Raw genomic sequence first — 15,121 nt, 5'->3', positions numbered from 1 at the left:
GGAGGAGATGCTGGAGAGCCACCGGCGCGAGCTGACGGCGTACTGCTACCGCATGCTCGGTTCGGCGTTCGAGGCCGAGGACGCCGTGCAGGAGACCCTGATCCGCGCCTGGAAGAGCTTCGACCGGTTCGAGGGCCGTTCGGCGGTCCGCTCCTGGCTCTACCGCATCGCCACCAACGTGTGCCTGGACATGCTCGGCAGCGCGCAGCGCCGGGCCCGGCCCATGGACCTCGCCTCGGCGGGCACGCCGTCGCAGGTGACCGCGGCGCCGGTGCCGCTGGCCGAGTCGGTGTGGGTCGGCCCGGCCCCCGACGACCGGCTGCTGCCCGAGCACGCCGACCCGGCCGAGCTGACCGTCGCCCGGGAGAGCGTCCGCCTGGCGTTCGTCGCCGCGCTGCAGCATCTCCCGCCCAAGCAGCGCGCGGTGCTGGTGCTGCGCGAGGTGCTGGCCTGGACCGCGGCCGAGACCGGCGAGCTGCTCGGCCTGTCCGTGGCCTCGGTCAACAGCGCGCTGCAACGGGCCCGCGCCACCCTGACCGCGCTCGGCCCGGCCGCCGCGGACACCCTCGCGCCGACCGACGAGGACCAGCTCGCGCTGCTGACGAGGTACGTCTCCGCGTTCGAGAGCTACGACATGGAGGCGCTGGCCAAGCTGCTGCACGAGGACGCGACGCTGTCCATGCCGCCGCTGGACCTGTGGTTCCGCGGGCTCGCCGACATCCGCGAGTGGATGCTCGGCCTCGGCTGCGGCTGCCGCGGCTCGCGCCTGGTGCCCGTCGCCGGGGCCAGCGGCCTGCCCTCCTTCGGGCAGTACCGGCCCACCGACGACCCGGGCCGGCACGAGCCGTGGGCGCTGATCGTGCTGGAGATCTCAGCCGGGCGGATCGCCGGGGTCAACAACTTCCTCGACACCGAGCGGCTGTTCCCGCTGTTCGGGCTGCCGCCCGTGCTGCTGCGCGACGAGCCCGCCGAGCTCGTCGGCTGACCCGTCCGGGTGCGACGGGAGCACCGCGCGCAGCCCGGTCAGCTCCAGCAGCAGCCGCAGCCGGGGGCCGGCCCGCCACAGCCGCAGCGTGCCCCCGGCCCGTACGGCGTGCAGGCGCAGCCGGCCGAGCACGTCCAGCGTCGCGAGGTCGGTGCGGGTCAGCGCGCTGACGTCGCACAGCACCACGAGCAGGTCCCCGTCGGGCGTGCCCCGGGCGGCCTCGTCCACCAGCGCGCACAGTCCGGCGAGGTCGCCCGCGCCCACCACGGGGCCGAGGACCAGCACCGTGTACGACTCCCGACCGTGCGCGCCCACCGCCGCCTCCTCCACGGAGCACCCGCGGTGCCCCCGTACATCAGACGGCTCCTGCCCGTTGTACTCATCGCCGCGGCGGCCCGCACTTCCACCGACAAGTTTTTTCTCGGGGGACCGATGAGTTCCGGCGGGGCCGCTCGTCTGACCGGGTGAGACCGACGCCAAGCCACCGAGGCAGGGCGCGGGACGACCCAGAGGAGTCATCATGCGCAAGATCGTCGCGGGCATCTTCCTGTCGCTGGACGGCGTCGCCGAGGCGCCGGAGACGTGGCACTTCCCGTACTTCAACGACGAGATGGGCGCCGCCGTCGGCGCGCTCATGTCCGACGCCGAGGTCACCCTGCTCGGCCGCACCACCTACGAGGGCTTCGCGGCGTACTGGCCGAACAGCGAGGACGAGATGGCCGCGCAGATGAACAACGCGCGCAAGGTCGTCGTGTCCACCACGCTGCAGGAGGCCACCTGGCAGAACAGCACCATCGTGCGTGACCTCGACGGGGTCCGCGCGCTCAAGGAGGAGCCGGGCGACGGCACCATCGGCATCACCGGCAGCCTCGTCCTGGTGCGCTCGCTGCTGCGGGCCGGGCTGCTCGACGAGCTGCACCTGATGGTGCACCCGATCTGGGTCGGGCACGGCGAGCGACTGTTCGACGAGGGCGAGACCGTCCCGCTGACGCTGGTGAGGTCCGAGACCTTCAAGACCGGCGTGCTCAACCTGACCTACACCCGCGCCTGATCCCGCACCGTCCGAGAGGAACCACCCGTGAGCACCAAGTGCTCTGGGCGGCGTACCCGAAGGGCGGCCGCGCCGACATGAACCGCGACTCGCCCCGCCCCTACCGCCTCAGCGGACGGTGGTGCGGGCGAGCGCGGCGATGTCGGAGTCGGCGTCGCCGTGCGTGACCCCGTCCCGCGCGGTGTCCCGGGCGGCGGCCGCGACCGGGAGTGGGCGGCGGGCGCGGGACAGGGCGAGATCGAGGTCCTTGGCCAGCGCGCCGAGGGTGAACGGGGCGCCGTCGTAGTCGTCGGCGCCGAGGCGCTCGCGGCTGCGGCCCGCGATGCGCTCGAACGCGCCCACGGCGAGGGTGTCCAGCACCAGTTCGCGGGGCAGGCCGAAGTCCTCGCCGAGGCGGACCGCGTCGCGCATGCCGGCCGCGACGACGCCCAGCGCGAGGTTCGCCACGAGTTTCAGGGCGGTGGCCGTACCCACGTCTCCGGTGTGGCGTGGCTTCCCCCAGACCGACAGCACGGGCGTGGCCGCGGCGACATCCTCGGCCGTGCCACCGGCCAGGATGTTCAGCGAACCGGCCCGCACCGCGGGCACCGACCCCAGCACCGGCGCCTCGACGTAGCGCAGCCCAGCCGCGCGGGCCTGCGCGCCGAGGGCCGTGGACTCCTCCGGCCCGATCGTGCTCAGGTTGATCGCCAGGGTGCCCGGCGCGGCACCGGCGAGCACCCCGTCCGGTCCGGACAGCACCTGGGCGCAGGCGGCGCCGTCGAACAGCATCAGCACCACGGTCTCCGCCCCGGCGGCGGCCTCCGCCGCGCTCGGCGCCGGGACCGCGCCCTGCCCGGCCAGGTCCGCCGCGGCCGCCGGGGTGCGGTTCCACACCGTGACGGGGTATCCGGCCGCGAGCAGCGTCTGCGCCATGGCCGTGCCCATCCGGCCCAGCCCGCACACCGCGACGCGCGTCATGCCCGGTCCTCCGGCACGACCGCCCACGCCTCGACCTCCATCAGGTAACCGGGGTCGAACAGCGCCACCACCTGCACCGCCGTGCTCGCGGGCAGCTGGTCGGCGGGGATGGCCGCGTCCCGCGCGGCGCGGACCGCGGGCAGGTGGCCGATGTCGACCACGTAGTAGTTCAGCTTGATCACATCGGCGAAGGTCGCCCCGGCGGCGGCCAGGCAGCGGCGCAGGTTCTCGAACACCTGGCGGGCCTGCGCGGCGGGGTCGCCCGGCCCGACCAGTTGACCCTGCTCGTCCATGGCGACCTGACCGGCGATCGCGACGATCCGGCCGGTGCCCCAGACGGTGTGGCTGTAACCGGGGGCCTGCGCCACGCCTTCGGGGGCGCGGACGCGTACGACGTGCGGCATGTCTCTCCTGTCCTCGGGTTCCCGACCATCCTGTCCCGAGCGTGGCCATCGCACCAGCGCATGATCGCGATGCGAGCCATGCGTGTCCGTCATAGCCGCAGCTAGCATGGCCGCCGTGGATCTCACCGCGCTCCGTTCGTTTCATGAGGTGTGCCGGCTCGGCTCGATCAGCGCCGCGGCGCAGGCCCTCGGCTACACCCAGTCGGCCGTGTCCCGGCAGATCGCCGTGCTGGAGGCGCAGCTCAAGAGCCCGCTGCTGCGGCGGCACGCGCGCGGCGTACGCCCCACGCCCGCCGGGGACGTGCTGCTGGGCCACGCGGCCGTGATCCTGTCCCGGGCCGAGCGGGCCGCCGAGGAGGTGGCCGCCGCGGGCGGGCTCCAGTCCGTGCCGCTGCGCGTCGGGGCGGTGCCGACGGTCACCGCGGATCTGATGCCGCGCGCGCTGACCGCGTACACCGCCGCGTTCCCGCAGGCCCGGGTCGTCTTCGCGGCGGGCGTCACCCCGCAGCTGCTGCCCCGCCTGCTCGACGGCGAACTCGGCCTGGCCGTGGTCACCGACTACCCGCCCGGCCTGCCCCCGCACGACGGCGTACGCCTGCTCCACCTGCGCGACGACCCGCTGTACGCGGCGCTGCCGGCCGGGCACCGGCTGGCCGGACGTGACGTCGTCGACCTGTCCGAACTGGCCGGTGACACGTGGGTCGAGGACTACGCGGGGGCGGCCGCGATGCTGGTCAGCGCGTGCGGGCGGGCCGGGTTCACCCCACGCATCGACATCGAGTGCGGCGGCTGGCTGGGCAAGCAGGCGTTCGTGGCGGCCGGGTTCGGCGTCACGCTGGTGCCCGGCCTGCTGGTCCCCGCGCTGCGCCCGGACATCGCGGTCCGCGAGCTGCGCGACCCCCCGACCCGCAACGTCTACGCCGCCCTGCGTACCCCCGACGCCACCGGCACCCCCGCCGCCGCCTTCGCCGCCGCGCTCCTCGCCGCCGCCCGCCCTGAAGATCACGTCGATCTTGCGTGAACTGTGTGGGATAAGCCCGAAAGGTGCGTGTCGCACCCACAGTCCACGCAAGATCGGCGCGGGAGAGGGGCGGGTCAGTGGGGGGTGGGGGAGGAGACGGGGGTGAAGGTGTGGTGGTGGGGGTCGAGGAGGTGGATTTGGCTGGCGGCGATGTCGAAGTACATGCCGACGAGGTCGAGGCGGCCGTCGTGGACTCGCTCGGCGACGGGTGGGTAGGTCATCAGGTGGTCGAGTTGCTGGATCACGTTTTGCTGGCAGAGGCGGGTTAGGTGGTCGCCGGGGGAGGTGGGGTGGGGGTCGGTGCGGTGCAGGCTGGGCTGGGCGTGGTGGAGCCAGCGGCGCAGGTGGGGCATGGGGGTGGGGTGGGGGTCGGGGCGGAGGAGGGCGGCTAGGGCGCCGCAGCCGGAGTGGCCGCAGACGGTGATGGTGCGGACCTGGAGGACCTGGAGGGCGAAGTCGACGGCGGCGTGGACGCTGCCGTCGTGGTCGTCGCCGTGGCGGGGGACCAGGTTGCCGACGTTGCGGACGGTGAACAGGTCGCCGGGGCCGGTGGCGGTGATGAGGCTGGGCACGATGCGGGAGTCGGCGCAGGTGATGAAGAGCTGGGTGGGTTGCTGGCCGGTGCGGGCCAGCTCGGCGAGCAGGGGGCCGACGCGGCGGGCGCCGTGGCGGTGGAACAGGCGGGCGCCGCGGGTCAGGCGCTCGCGGGCGCCGGAGGGGACGGCGCGGTGCATGCGGGGCAGCAGCCAGGCGGTGGGGTGCACCTTGCGGGCCGGTGGGCGCTGGCCGGTGATCGCCTCGGCGTACCAGTGGTGGTGCAGCTCGTGCACCTCGACGGTGCCGCCGCCGCGCTCGTGGCCGGTGCGCCAGTCGTGTAGCGCGGTGACCGCGGCGTGGTCCATGAAGTCGGCGTTCAGCTCGACCGCGACCGGCGTGCCCGCCGGGACCTCGGCCAGCGCCCGGGTCAGCTTCGGTACGGCGAGGAAGGTGAGCGAGCCCTCGATGGCGACGTGCCAGCCGTGCTCGTCGTGGTACGCCCGCACGGTGGCGTGGGTGAGCCGCCAGACCGACAGCAGCAGCGCGCAGACCATGCCGACCAGCACGCCCTCGAACAGCCCGAGCACCACCACCGCGACCAGGGTGAGCACGTAGACCGGCATCTCCCGGTGCTGGTGGACCTGCTGGGCGTGGGTCAGGTTGACCATCTTCACGCCGGTGTAGACCAGCAGCGCGGCCAGCGCGGGCAGCGGGATCAGCTCGATGACCGGCGCGGCGGCCAGCACCAGCGCCAGGATCCACACGCCGTGCAGCACCGCGGACAGCCGCGACCGCGCCCCGGCCCGCACGTTGGTGGTGGACCGCACGATGACACCCGCCACCGGCAGCCCGCCCAGCGCTCCGGCGACCACGTTGGCCGCGCCCTGCCCGGCCAGCTCCCGGTCCAGATTGACGCGCGGGCCGTCGTGCATCCGGTCCACGGCCACCGCGCACAGCAGCGACTCGACGCTCGCGACCAGCGCGACCGCGCCGACCGCCGCGAGGATCGTGGGCGCGGTCGCGTCCGGCCACAGCGGCCCGGCATCGAACGCGAGCAGGTCGTCGGGGATGTCGACGCGCCGCAGCTCCCAGCCGGTGAACGCGGCGACGGCGGTGCCGATGACCACGGCCGCCAGCGGCGCCGGGACGTAGGTGGAGACCCGCGGCAGCATCTGCCAGCCCCACAGCACGGCCAGCGTCAGCACGCCGATGAACACGGCCGGGGTGTGGTTGTGCAGCAGTTCGCCGGGCAGCGCGCGCAGGTTCGCCAGCGCGGAGGCCTGCGGCGCGTCGCCGAGCAGCACGTGCAGCTGGGACAGGACGATCACGACGCCCACCCCGGCCAGCATGCCGTGCATGATCGCCGGGGAGACGGCCAGCGCGGCCCGCGCCACCCGGGCCGCGCCCAGCAGCAGCTGGAGCAGCCCGGCCGCCATCGTGATGGCGCACGCCCCGCGCCAGCCGAAGGTCGCCACGGTCTGCGCCACGATCAGGGTCAGCCCGGCCGCCGGGCCGCTGACCTGCACCGCCGACCCGCCCAGCGCGCCCGCCACGACCCCGCCGACCACGGCGCTGATCAGTCCCGCCAGGACCGGCGCACCGGACGCGACCGCGATGCCCAACGACAGCGGCAGCGCCACCAGCACCACCACCAGGGAGGCCGGCACGTCCGCCCGCAGCCGCTCCCGCCACACAGTGCTCATCCCCCGCGTACCCCCTCTTGCTCGCGTACTTCCACACCTCAACGGCCGTAAGCTGTGAAAACGCTGATGGGGAGATCACTGTTGGCTGTGTGGCCCCGGGGCTTCGTAGAGGCCGACGAGCAGCCCGTAGCGGGTCGCGCCGTCGCCCGCGTCAGGCGTGTCGCGGGCCAGCGCGGTGAGCGTCGCGGTGAGTTCCCGGACCTGCGCCTCGGTCAGCCGCAGGTGCCGCAGCACCAGCAGCGGGTCCTGCGCGGCGGCGATCTCCTCGCCGAGCGCCTGGAAAGCGGCCGTGGTGGTGCCCGCCGCGCCGGGCCCGGTGTAATGCAGGGCCTTCGCGGCGCGGGCGTAGTACTGCTCGGTGCCGCCGCGCACGGTCCGGGTCCCGGCCGGTCGCACCAACCCCGCATCGGCCAGCACCTTCAGGTGGTGGGCGACGTTCCCTTTGTTGGTACGCAGGGACGCGGCGAGCCCGCTGACCGTGGCGGGCCGTTCCAGCGCGAACAGCAGCCGGTGGCGCATCGGGTGGGCCAGCGCCTTGTGCTGCTCGGCCGCGCTGACCGGCATCACCTCGTCACCGTCGCCGACGGCCTCGCTCGTCATGTCACGCCTCCTGCGCCGTGGGTGTACTGCCGGACGGCTCGAAACCTGGGGGATGCGGAGGCAATACCTGCCGTCCCCACACCAGTGTGCCGCCCGGCGCACCCAAGCGTCAAGAACTCTTGACGCTTGGTCGGACGGCGTGCTTCCCTGGTGCCATGCAGAAGACCGAGACGGACAGCGTGATCGACCGCCTGCGCACGCTTGTCGAGCAGCACTACGTCTTTCCCGACGCCGCCGCCGCCATCTCCGCACGGCTGGCCGGTGCCGCCGCCGGCTACCCCGCCGACCCGGCCGCCCTCGCCGCCGCCGTCACCGCCGACCTCCAGGCCGTCAACGGCGACCTGCACCTGCGGCTGGTGCACCACGACGAGCCCCAGCCGGAGCGGGCCGAGCAGGACGAGGCGGCGGAGTACGCGGCGATGGCCGAGTGGGCCGAGCGCACCTGCGGCGGCGTCGCGGGCGCCCGGCGCCTGCCCGGCGACGTGGGCCTGCTGGAGATCCAGCCGCTCATCTTCCCGGCGGCGCTGGTCGGCGACGTGTACGCGGCGGCGCTGACGCTGCTCGCGCCGACCCGGGCGCTCATCGTCGACCTGCGCGGCTGCCTCGGCGGCGAGCCGTCCGCGGTGGCCCTGCTGATGAGCTACCTGTGGGACCACGAGCCGGTCGAGCTGACCGGCACCTACGAGCGCGCCACCGACCGCGTACGCCAGTCGTGGACGTCGGCGCACGTGCCCGGCCGCCGCTTCGGCCGTAGCAAGCCGCTCTACGTGCTGACCGGCCCGGCCACCTTCTCCGGCGGCGAGGCGCTCGCCTACGACGTGCAGCAGTCCGGCCGCGGCACCCTGGTCGGCGAGCGCACCCGCGGCGGCGCCCACCCCCGCGAAGCCTTCCGCCTGCACCCCCACCTCGAAGCGACCATCCCCGTCGCCCGCGCGATCCACCCCGCCACCGGCACCAACTGGGAGGGCACCGGCGTCGTCCCCGACCTCCCCGTCCCCGCCGACGACGCCCTGCCCACCGCGTACCGCGCCGCCCTGGAACAGGTAGCCGCCACCGACGGCCCCTCCGCCACCGAAGCCCAAACCGCGATAAGGAAGGGCACCTTCTTAACGCTTTCCGTATAGGAAGGTGCCCTTCTTAACGCCTCGGCTAGACCAGGCGCTCCAGGTAGGACTCCATCACCGGGAGCGGCGCGGCGTGCGGGCCCTCCCACTCCATGTCGAGGAACGCGGCCAGGTCGCCGGCCGGGTCCTGCCCGTCCAGCAGCGGCAGCAGCGAGTCGGCGTACTCCTGGCCGTAGGTGATGAGCAGGTTGACCCGCAGGTAGCCGAAGTCGTAGCCGGGCGCTCCGCGGGAGGCGTTGGTCCAGTCCACGATGCCGGTGAGCGTCCCGTCCCGCCACAGCGTGTTACCGGGGTGGTAGTCGCGGTGCACCAGGGTGGTCCGTGCCGGGGCGGGTGCCGCGAGCCCCGCCGCGATCGCGCGTTCCCACAGCTCCGGACGGGTGCTCGCGGCCGGCGGACGGGCCTCGGCGAGCACCACGTACGGCTCGAACGGCGCCACGCCGCGGCCGTCCACGGCATGGATCGCGTGGGCCGCCTCGACGAGCCGGGCGAGCATGTCCGGGGTGGGCGGCGGGACGGCGGCGTCGCGGTGGGTGGCGCTGGGCAGCATCTCCCCCGGCAGCCAGGTCATCAGCAGCGCCGGGTGCCCGGCCTCGGCCCCGGCCGGGTCGAGCGCGACGATCTCGGGTACCGGCAGCCCCGTGCCCGACAGCGAGGTCAGCGCCGCCGCCTCGTTCTCGGGGGTGAACCACGGGCCGTCGGCCTGCCAGCCTGGGCGGCACCAGCGGCGCAGCGCGTACCGCCGCCCGTCGGCGGTGTCCACCACGTCGACGGCCTGCGAGATACCACCGGTCAGCGGCGCCGTCGCGGCGACGGCCACGCCCAGCGCCTCGCGCAGCCAGGCCAGGGTCTGCGCGGACGGCGGCGGGTACGACTGCATCGTCACACGATCGCAGCTCACCCCGCCGCCGCGCACACCCGTTTCCGCGAGCGGTTAAGAAGGTGCCCTTCCTCTACGGATAACGATAAGAAGGTGCCCTTCCTTACAAACGGAAGTCGAGGTCGGCGGGGAGGACGGCTACCTCCAGCTGGGCTTTCTGGAGGCGGCCGGAGTAGTCCCAGTTCATCGCCTGCCAGCGGGTGAACTGGTCGAGGACCCACATGCCGGACTGGCGGCTGCCGTTGCCGGAGCGGCCGTTGCCGCCGAAGGGCAGGTGCGCCTCGGCGCCGGAGGTGGAGTTGTTCACGCTGACCATGCCCGCGCCGATGCCGCGGCGGAACGCGAACGCCTTGGCCGGATCGGTGGTGTAGATGGCGCTGGACAGCCCGTAGCCGGGGGCGTTGGCCAGGTCGATCGCCTCGTCCAGGGAGCGGTACGCGGTCACGCCGACGATCGGGCCGAACGTCTCGTTGTCGAACAGGGCGTCGCCGGGCCGCACCCCGTCCACGACGACCGGGTGGTAGTACAGGCCGGCCGCCGGGTCGCCGACGAACCCGGCGCGCGGGTTGTCCGCGGTGATCCGGCCGGACGCGCCGAGCACCCGGTGCCCGCCCTCGATCCAGCCCAGATACTTCTCGTACGAGCTGGCGAAGCGTTCGTCCAGCAGTGGCCCGTACAGCACCTCGCGGGTCGGGTCGCCGATCGCGGCGGCAGCGGTCGCCGCGGCGAAGCGGCGCAGGAACTCGCCGTGCACCGACTCGTGCACCAGCACCGTGCCCAGCGAGGTGCAGCGCTGGCCCGCGGTGCCGAACCCGGCGAACAGCGCGCCCTCGACGGCCAGGTCCAGCTCGGCGTCCTCGGTGACCACCATCGGGTTCTTGCCGCCCAGCTCCAGGCAGGGGCTCTGCAGGTGGCGCCCGCACAGCTCGCCGATCGCGCGGCCGACCTCGGTCGAGCCCGTGAAGCCGACCTTCTGCACCAGGCCCGCGTCCAGCGCGGCGGACAGCCCGGCGAAGGTCTCGGGGCCGTCGGCCTGCACCAGGTCGAGCACCCCGGCGGGCAGTCCACCCCGGACGAACAGCTGGTAGAGCGCGTCGGCGGCGACGGCCGCGTACGCGGCGGGCTTCCACACCACCGTGTTGCCGCACAGCAGCGCGGGCACCAGATACCAGGAGGGTACGGCGACGGGGAAGTTGCCCGCCGTGATGATCATGGCGGTGCCGACCGGCTCGCGAAAGGTGAACAGCTGCTTGTCGGGCATCTCCGAGGGCACCGTCTGGCCGTAGAGGCGCCGCCCCTCACCCAGGAAGAAGCGGCAGGTGTCCACGATCTCCTGCACCTCGCCCCGGGACTCGGCCAGCGGCTTGCCGATCTCGCGGGTGACCAGCCGGGCCAGTGCCTCGGCGTTCGCCTCGACCAGCGCGCCGATGTTCGCGATCACCTGGCCGCGCACCGGCGCGGGCACGTCCGCCCAGGCGCGCTGCGCGGCGTGCGCCGAGCGGGCGGCGGCCGTCACGGTGTCCGCGTCGGCGAGCGCGACCTGCCCGACCACGTCGGCGAGGTCGGCCGGGTTGCGGCTGTCCTGCACGCGCGCGCCGCCGGCCACCGCAACGCCGTCGATCATCGATGAGAGCATGCCAGCATCATGCTCCCGCCGGGCCCGCCCGCCAAGGTCCGGCGCTCTCTGGACTTTCATGTCAGAATGTCCGAATGCAGCGAGTGACCGGAATCGGCGGGGTGTTCCTCCGCGCCCGCGATGCCGCAGCCCTGCGGGCCTGGTACGCCGAGCATCTCGGCATCGACGTGAGCGAGTGGGGCGGGTTCACCTTCCGCTGGCACGCGGGCGGCTCGACGGCCTGGTCGGTCTTCGAGCAGGACTCCGACTACCTCGGGCGGCCCGAGCAGCCATACATGATCAATTATCGGGTGGACGACCTGGACGCCATGCTGGCGCAGCTGCGCGAGGCGGGGGTCAAGGTCGCCGACGAGGTCGAGGACGGGGAGTTCGGGCGGTTCGGCTGGGCGTACGACGCCGAGGACAACCGCTTCGAGCTGTGGCAGCCGCCGCGCGGGAAGTGAAACCCTTCCTGACCGGTGGGCGGGTCTGGCCCGCGGGCTGGACCCGGCTGCACGTGTACCTGCTGCCGGACTTCGCACAGGACCGTGACCTGGCCCGGCTGGTGCACGGCTGCCGGGCGGCGATGGCGCCGTTCCCGTTCCTGGCGCCCGTGCCCGACCCGTGGCTGCACGTCACGGTCCAGCCGGTGATGGGCATCCCCGCCGCCGAGATCGGCCCCGGCGAACGCGCCAAGCTCACCGACCGGCTCACCGAGGCGCTCGCGGACGTGCCCGCGTTCACCCTCACCGCCGGATCGGCGCTGGCCAGCGTCACCGTCGTGCTGGCCGATCTCGACGGTGACCTGCCCGGACAGCCGCTGCACACGGTGCACGCCCGCTGCCGGGATGCGATCTCCGGCGTGCTCGGGTCCGAGGCGGTCGCGTACGAGGCGATGCCGGGCCACCTGACCCTCGCCTACGCCACCGGCACCGGCGACTCCGGCCGGGTCCAGGCCGCCCTGCGCCAGCAGGTCCGCCCCAGCCATGCCGCCCTCACCGTGCGCGCCGTGCACCTGCTCGACGTCACCCAGGACCTGCGCACCGCCTCGTACCACTGGACCCCCGTGGCCCGCATCCCGCTCGCCCCGGCGGGCGTGCCATGATCCGCTGATGAGCGAGCAGTGGAGCACCATCGCGGAGATCGACGCGGCCCGGGACAGGTTCGAGGCGGCGGTTCCGGGCTGGCGGCGGCCCGCCGCGTTCGGGATCGCGCGGCTGGTGGAGGGCAGGCCCGAGTTCGCGCGCATCGCCGCGGGGGACGGCTTCCTGCCCGCCGTGGTGCTGGGCACGGTCGTGGGCCACGTCAGCGGCCCGGCCTCCTACCGCCTCTCCCCCGCCGAGCTGGACCGCGCGATCACGATGCTCGCCCCCGCCAACGCGTGCACCTCGATCCCGCACCCGAACCTGTGGGCGTGGCAGTCGCTGCGCGCGGAGCTGGGCGAGGACGAGCACGCGATCGCGGTGTTCGCCGACGACCTCACGCAGAGCGGCGGCGATCCACACGTCGCGGCAATGCTCGCCGAGGTGGCCGCCCGCTGACGGTGCCGGGTCTCGTCGCGGGTGGGGATGATCGGCGTCTCGTGTCAAGATCTGCGGTCTGACCGCAGATCTTGACACGAGATAGCGATCTTCGGCCGCCACGCCGCCGCAGAGACCCCGGGCGGGCCGGCGAGCTACCCGGAAAGGCCGCGCCACCAGGCGGGGCGGGTGGCCGCCGTGGGCCGTCAGCTGAGACGCCGAGCCGCTTCGAGCAGCCGGATCGTCTCGGTGTGGCCGAAGTGGCGTGCCCAGTCCAGCGGGGTGTGGCCGGTGCCGCCGTCTTCGCGCAGCTCCGGGTCCGCGCCGTAGGCGAGCAGCTCGCGTACCACGTCGTCGTGCGCCCAGAGGGCGGCGGCGCACAGCGGCGTGCCCTCGGTGCCGTGCCCGCTCTCCAGGTCCGGTGTCGCGCCCGCGGCGAGCAGCAGCGCGACGATCGGGGCCACGCCGTGCACCGCGGCCTGGTAGAGCGGGGTCGTGCCCTCGGCGTTGGGCCGGTCGGGATCGGCTCCGGCGCGCAGCAGCCTGGCCGCGGCGGCGGTATCGCTGGTCAGACCGGCGATCACCAGCCGGTGGGCGAGTTTCTTGGCACGGCGCCGGTTCACGCCGCCAGACTAGGGCCGGGCCGGGCCATCCGTCGCGTGAGTTCTCCGGCCCGGTGCAGCTGCACGGAGCGCGCCTGGCCGGCGGCGAACCGGCGCAGCGGGGCGGCGGCCGTCAGCTCGATCTCCTCATCGACCAGGGTGCCCTCGCCGTCGGGAGTGAGCCGCACCGTCGACTCCAGACGCACCCCGCCGGGGCTGACCACGCTCTGCCGCACCAGACCGGGCGCGGTGGCACGCATACGCACCCGGATCGGGTTGTCCCAGCGCAGCACGCCCAGGAACCGGAACCGCTCCACGGCGACGTAGTCGGTCAGCGGCCCCTGCTCGTCGGCGCCGGGACGCACGTCGCGGACCTCGACGAGCAGCGGCGACAGCCCGAGGTAGCTGTACGGGTCGGACAGGTGCGCGAACACCGTCTCGGGTGCGGCATCGACGCGCCACGAGTGGGCCAGGCGGACTGCGGTCATGCCGGCGAGCCTAGATGACGTCCCGTTTGGACCGGGATCGCAGTTGATGCGCAGGCTCAGCAGGATTCGACGATGACCTGGGTGCGCAGGCGGTGGAAGCTGTCCACGTCGACCGTGCCGGCGACCGGGTGCAGCACCGCTGCGGCGGACAGGGCGACGGCGTCGCGCAGCCGCTCGGGCCAGGGCTGCCCGGCGAGCAGGCCGCGGGCCAGCGCCGCGACGCAGGCGTCCCCCGCTCCGGTCGGGTTGCCGTCGAGCGGCTCGGGCAGCCGGGCCCGCCACACCCCGTCGGCGCAGACCGCCACCAGGCCGCCCCCGCCCAGCGAGGCCACCACGTCGCCCGCGCCGAGTTCGCGCAGCGTCTCGACGGCGCGGCGAGCGGCGTCGGGCCCGTCGACGCGTACGCCGGTGAGCGCGTGCAGCTCGGCCGCGTTCGGCTTGACCAGGGCGGGCTGCACGCGCAGGCCCTGGCGCAGCGGGTCGCCGTCGGCGTCCAGGATGGTCGCCGCACCGGCCGCGTGGGCGAGCGCGAGCAGCTCGGCGTACGCGGTCGCGGGCACGCCCGGCGGCAGCGAGCCGGACAGCACGACCACCCGCACGCCCTGCAGCAGCGAGGCGAAGTGCGCGGTGAACGCCGACCACTCGGCGGCGGTGACGATCGGGCCGGGCTCCCAGAAGCCGGTGGCGTCGGCCCGGTCGGCGACCACGACGGTGCGCCGCGCGTCCCCGGCGACGGGCAGGAACGCCTCGGCGACGGTGTCGGCGGCGAGCAGCTCACGCAGCCGTACGCCGGTCGGCCCGCCGGCCAGGCCGGTGGCGAGCACGGGCTCGCCGAGGCTGTGCAGCACCCGCGCGACGTTGACCCCCTTGCCACCGGCCCGTTCCGCCACCGCCGAGACGCGGTGCGTCGCGTACGGCGTGAGACTGTCCACCTGGTACGTCACGTCCAGGGCGGCGTTGGGGGTGACGGTGAGGATCATCGAGTCACCTTAGCCGAGGTCACGCGGATCTGCTCCAGGCTCGTCAGCACGAGGCGGCCGGGCGCGGCCGGGACGGGCTGCAGATGCGGCACGGCGATGGTGGCGCAGCCGGCGGCCTCGGCGGCGGCCAGGCCCGCGAGCGAGTCCTCGACGGCGACGCAGCGCGACGGTTCGGCGCCGAGCAGCGCCGCCGCGGTCGCGTACGGCAGCGGGTCCGGTTTGTGGCGGGGCACGTCGTCGGCGGTGACCGTGTACGCGAACGCGTCCCGGCCCAGCACGTCGAGGATCAGCTCGGTGTCGGCCCGGCCCGACGAGGTGACCAGCGCGCACGGCATACCTGCGGAGATCAGGCCGTCCAGCAGCGCGCGGGCGCCGGGCCGGAGCACGATGCCGGCCTGGGCCACCTTGCGCTTGACGCCCTCGTCGATCAGGACGGTCAGCTCGGCGGCGGCGACCCGGCCGCCGAGGGCGGCGCCGACGACGGCGACGATGCTCGCGACCGTGCCGCCGATCAGCCGCGTCTGGTCCAGCGGGGCGGCGCCGAGGCCGGTGGCGACCTCGACGACGGCCTGGATCCACAGCGACTCGGTGTCGACGAGCGTGCCGTCCATGTCCAGCAGTACCGCGTCGTACGTGCTGAGGTCGATCATC

The 15,121-nt window shown here is 74.2% G+C and carries 18 protein-coding genes; 7 read left to right on the top strand and 11 right to left on the bottom strand.

From position 1 onward, the window contains the following. Window positions 1-7 precede the first annotated feature (7 nt). On the top strand, window positions 8-985 hold the full coding sequence (locus tag Cba03nite_RS37630) for a sigma-70 family RNA polymerase sigma factor (RefSeq protein ID WP_203757074.1): 978 nt from the start codon (window positions 8-10) through the stop codon (window positions 983-985). On the opposite strand, the gene Cba03nite_RS37625 is transcribed toward Cba03nite_RS37630, so the two are convergent. After that, window positions 872-1,300 carry an STAS domain-containing protein gene (locus Cba03nite_RS37625; protein WP_203757044.1) on the bottom strand — a complete coding sequence of 143 codons (429 nt, stop codon included), beginning with the start codon at window positions 1,298-1,300 and terminating at the stop codon, window positions 872-874. The genes Cba03nite_RS37630 and Cba03nite_RS37625 overlap by 114 nt on opposite strands. A 205-nt stretch (window positions 1,301-1,505) precedes the next feature. Between Cba03nite_RS37625 and Cba03nite_RS37620 the strand changes: the two genes are divergently transcribed. Continuing rightward, window positions 1,506-2,036, top strand: coding sequence for a dihydrofolate reductase family protein (locus Cba03nite_RS37620; protein ID WP_203757043.1), 531 nt, complete (start codon window positions 1,506-1,508; stop codon window positions 2,034-2,036). A gap of 108 nt (window positions 2,037-2,144) precedes the next feature. On the opposite strand, the gene Cba03nite_RS37615 is transcribed toward Cba03nite_RS37620, so the two are convergent. Beyond that, window positions 2,145-2,996 carry an NAD(P)-dependent oxidoreductase gene (locus Cba03nite_RS37615; protein ID WP_203757042.1) on the bottom strand — a complete coding sequence of 284 codons (852 nt, stop codon included), beginning with the start codon at window positions 2,994-2,996 and terminating at the stop codon, window positions 2,145-2,147. Next, window positions 2,993-3,400 (bottom strand): RidA family protein, encoded by a 408-nt coding sequence (locus Cba03nite_RS37610; protein WP_203757041.1) that lies wholly within the window; start codon window positions 3,398-3,400, stop codon window positions 2,993-2,995. The genes Cba03nite_RS37615 and Cba03nite_RS37610 overlap by 4 nt, the downstream gene beginning before the upstream one ends. A gap of 115 nt (window positions 3,401-3,515) precedes the next feature. Between Cba03nite_RS37610 and Cba03nite_RS37605 the strand changes: the two genes are divergently transcribed. Further along, window positions 3,516-4,421, top strand: a complete 906-nt coding sequence (locus tag Cba03nite_RS37605) for a LysR family transcriptional regulator (RefSeq protein WP_203757040.1) — start codon at window positions 3,516-3,518, stop codon at window positions 4,419-4,421. A 74-nt stretch (window positions 4,422-4,495) separates the two neighbouring features. Here Cba03nite_RS37605 and Cba03nite_RS37600 read toward each other — a convergent pair whose 3' ends face one another. Both Cba03nite_RS37600 and Cba03nite_RS37595 read right to left on the bottom strand, forming a co-directional pair. Beyond that, the gene (locus Cba03nite_RS37600) at window positions 4,496-6,661 is read right to left on the bottom strand and encodes a SulP family inorganic anion transporter (protein ID WP_203757038.1); all 2,166 of its coding nucleotides are present in this window, start codon (window positions 6,659-6,661) and stop codon (window positions 4,496-4,498) included. Window positions 6,662-6,736: 75 nt separating this feature from the next. Continuing rightward, entirely contained in the window at window positions 6,737-7,261 is a 525-nt protein-coding gene (locus tag Cba03nite_RS37595) for an ArsR/SmtB family transcription factor (RefSeq protein ID WP_239126314.1), read from the bottom strand. A gap of 155 nt (window positions 7,262-7,416) precedes the next feature. Here Cba03nite_RS37595 and Cba03nite_RS37590 point away from each other — a divergent pair, with 155 nt between their 5' ends. Next, window positions 7,417-8,385, top strand: coding sequence for a S41 family peptidase (locus tag Cba03nite_RS37590; protein WP_203757037.1), 969 nt, complete (start codon window positions 7,417-7,419; stop codon window positions 8,383-8,385). Window positions 8,386-8,410: 25 nt separating this feature from the next. Here Cba03nite_RS37590 and Cba03nite_RS37585 read toward each other — a convergent pair whose 3' ends face one another. Both Cba03nite_RS37585 and Cba03nite_RS37580 read right to left on the bottom strand, forming a co-directional pair. Next, the gene (locus tag Cba03nite_RS37585; RefSeq protein WP_203757036.1) at window positions 8,411-9,265 is read right to left on the bottom strand and encodes a phosphotransferase family protein; all 855 of its coding nucleotides are present in this window, start codon (window positions 9,263-9,265) and stop codon (window positions 8,411-8,413) included. Between the two features lie 103 nt (window positions 9,266-9,368). Next, complete coding sequence (locus Cba03nite_RS37580) at window positions 9,369-10,889, bottom strand: aldehyde dehydrogenase family protein (RefSeq protein WP_203757035.1); 1,521 nt, start codon at window positions 10,887-10,889, stop codon at window positions 9,369-9,371. A gap of 86 nt (window positions 10,890-10,975) precedes the next feature. Here Cba03nite_RS37580 and Cba03nite_RS37575 point away from each other — a divergent pair, with 86 nt between their 5' ends. From Cba03nite_RS37575 to Cba03nite_RS37565, 3 genes are read left to right on the top strand one after another with little or no spacing between them, the layout of a single operon-like run. Next, entirely contained in the window at window positions 10,976-11,344 is a 369-nt protein-coding gene (locus tag Cba03nite_RS37575; protein WP_203757034.1) for a VOC family protein, read from the top strand. Continuing rightward, window positions 11,341-11,985, top strand: a complete 645-nt coding sequence (locus tag Cba03nite_RS37570; RefSeq protein WP_203757030.1) for a 2'-5' RNA ligase family protein — start codon at window positions 11,341-11,343, stop codon at window positions 11,983-11,985. The genes Cba03nite_RS37575 and Cba03nite_RS37570 overlap by 4 nt, the downstream gene beginning before the upstream one ends. Window positions 11,986-11,992: 7 nt before the next feature. Then, the gene (locus tag Cba03nite_RS37565; RefSeq protein ID WP_203757029.1) at window positions 11,993-12,421 is read left to right on the top strand and encodes a hypothetical protein; all 429 of its coding nucleotides are present in this window, start codon (window positions 11,993-11,995) and stop codon (window positions 12,419-12,421) included. 185 nt (window positions 12,422-12,606) lie between these two features. Here Cba03nite_RS37565 and Cba03nite_RS37560 read toward each other — a convergent pair whose 3' ends face one another. From Cba03nite_RS37560 to Cba03nite_RS37545, 4 genes are read right to left on the bottom strand one after another with little or no spacing between them, the layout of a single operon-like run. Further along, a complete protein-coding gene (locus Cba03nite_RS37560; protein WP_203757028.1) occupies window positions 12,607-13,023 on the bottom strand; it encodes an ankyrin repeat domain-containing protein in 417 nt (138 codons plus the stop codon). Next, entirely contained in the window at window positions 13,020-13,490 is a 471-nt protein-coding gene (locus Cba03nite_RS37555) for an SRPBCC family protein (RefSeq protein ID WP_203757027.1), read from the bottom strand. Before Cba03nite_RS37555 ends, Cba03nite_RS37560 begins: the two co-directional genes overlap by 4 nt. Window positions 13,491-13,546: 56 nt before the next feature. After that, window positions 13,547-14,470, bottom strand: coding sequence for a 1-phosphofructokinase family hexose kinase (locus Cba03nite_RS37550; RefSeq protein WP_203757026.1), 924 nt, complete (start codon window positions 14,468-14,470; stop codon window positions 13,547-13,549). Beyond that, the gene (locus Cba03nite_RS37545) at window positions 14,467-15,120 is read right to left on the bottom strand and encodes an HAD family hydrolase (RefSeq protein WP_203757024.1); all 654 of its coding nucleotides are present in this window, start codon (window positions 15,118-15,120) and stop codon (window positions 14,467-14,469) included. The genes Cba03nite_RS37550 and Cba03nite_RS37545 overlap by 4 nt, the downstream gene beginning before the upstream one ends. Between the last annotated feature and the right edge of the window lies 1 nt (window position 15,121).

This window comes from Catellatospora bangladeshensis, assembly GCF_016862575.1.
In the GTDB taxonomy this organism is placed as follows: Bacteria; Actinomycetota; Actinomycetes; order Mycobacteriales; family Micromonosporaceae; genus Catellatospora; species Catellatospora bangladeshensis.
The sequence above is the reverse complement of the archived record's forward strand: the minus strand, read 5'-3'. Positions and strand labels throughout refer to the sequence as shown.

Bases quoted from the DNA above. Each gene is read 5' to 3' on its own strand.
- Cba03nite_RS37565 (WP_203757029.1), top strand. From the start codon at position 11,993: ATGAGCGAGCAGTGGAGCACCATCGCGGAGATCGACGCGGCCCGGGAC.
- Cba03nite_RS37550 (WP_203757026.1), bottom strand. From the start codon at position 14,470: ATGATCCTCACCGTCACCCCCAACGCCGCCCTGGACGTGACGTACCAG.
- Cba03nite_RS37585 (WP_203757036.1), bottom strand. From the start codon at position 9,265: ATGCAGTCGTACCCGCCGCCGTCCGCGCAGACCCTGGCCTGGCTGCGC.
- Cba03nite_RS37580 (WP_203757035.1), bottom strand. From the start codon at position 10,889: ATGATCGACGGCGTTGCGGTGGCCGGCGGCGCGCGCGTGCAGGACAGC.
- Cba03nite_RS37615 (WP_203757042.1), bottom strand. From the start codon at position 2,996: ATGACGCGCGTCGCGGTGTGCGGGCTGGGCCGGATGGGCACGGCCATG.
- Cba03nite_RS37555 (WP_203757027.1), bottom strand. From the start codon at position 13,490: ATGACCGCAGTCCGCCTGGCCCACTCGTGGCGCGTCGATGCCGCACCC.
- Cba03nite_RS37545 (WP_203757024.1), bottom strand. From the start codon at position 15,120: ATGATCGACCTCAGCACGTACGACGCGGTACTGCTGGACATGGACGGC.
- Cba03nite_RS37595 (WP_239126314.1), bottom strand. From the start codon at position 7,261: ATGACGAGCGAGGCCGTCGGCGACGGTGACGAGGTGATGCCGGTCAGC.
- Cba03nite_RS37610 (WP_203757041.1), bottom strand. From the start codon at position 3,400: ATGCCGCACGTCGTACGCGTCCGCGCCCCCGAAGGCGTGGCGCAGGCC.
- Cba03nite_RS37620 (WP_203757043.1), top strand. From the start codon at position 1,506: ATGCGCAAGATCGTCGCGGGCATCTTCCTGTCGCTGGACGGCGTCGCC.
- Cba03nite_RS37600 (WP_203757038.1), bottom strand. From the start codon at position 6,661: ATGAGCACTGTGTGGCGGGAGCGGCTGCGGGCGGACGTGCCGGCCTCC.
- Cba03nite_RS37575 (WP_203757034.1), top strand. From the start codon at position 10,976: ATGCAGCGAGTGACCGGAATCGGCGGGGTGTTCCTCCGCGCCCGCGAT.
- Cba03nite_RS37590 (WP_203757037.1), top strand. From the start codon at position 7,417: ATGCAGAAGACCGAGACGGACAGCGTGATCGACCGCCTGCGCACGCTT.
- Cba03nite_RS37630 (WP_203757074.1), top strand. From the start codon at position 8: ATGCTGGAGAGCCACCGGCGCGAGCTGACGGCGTACTGCTACCGCATG.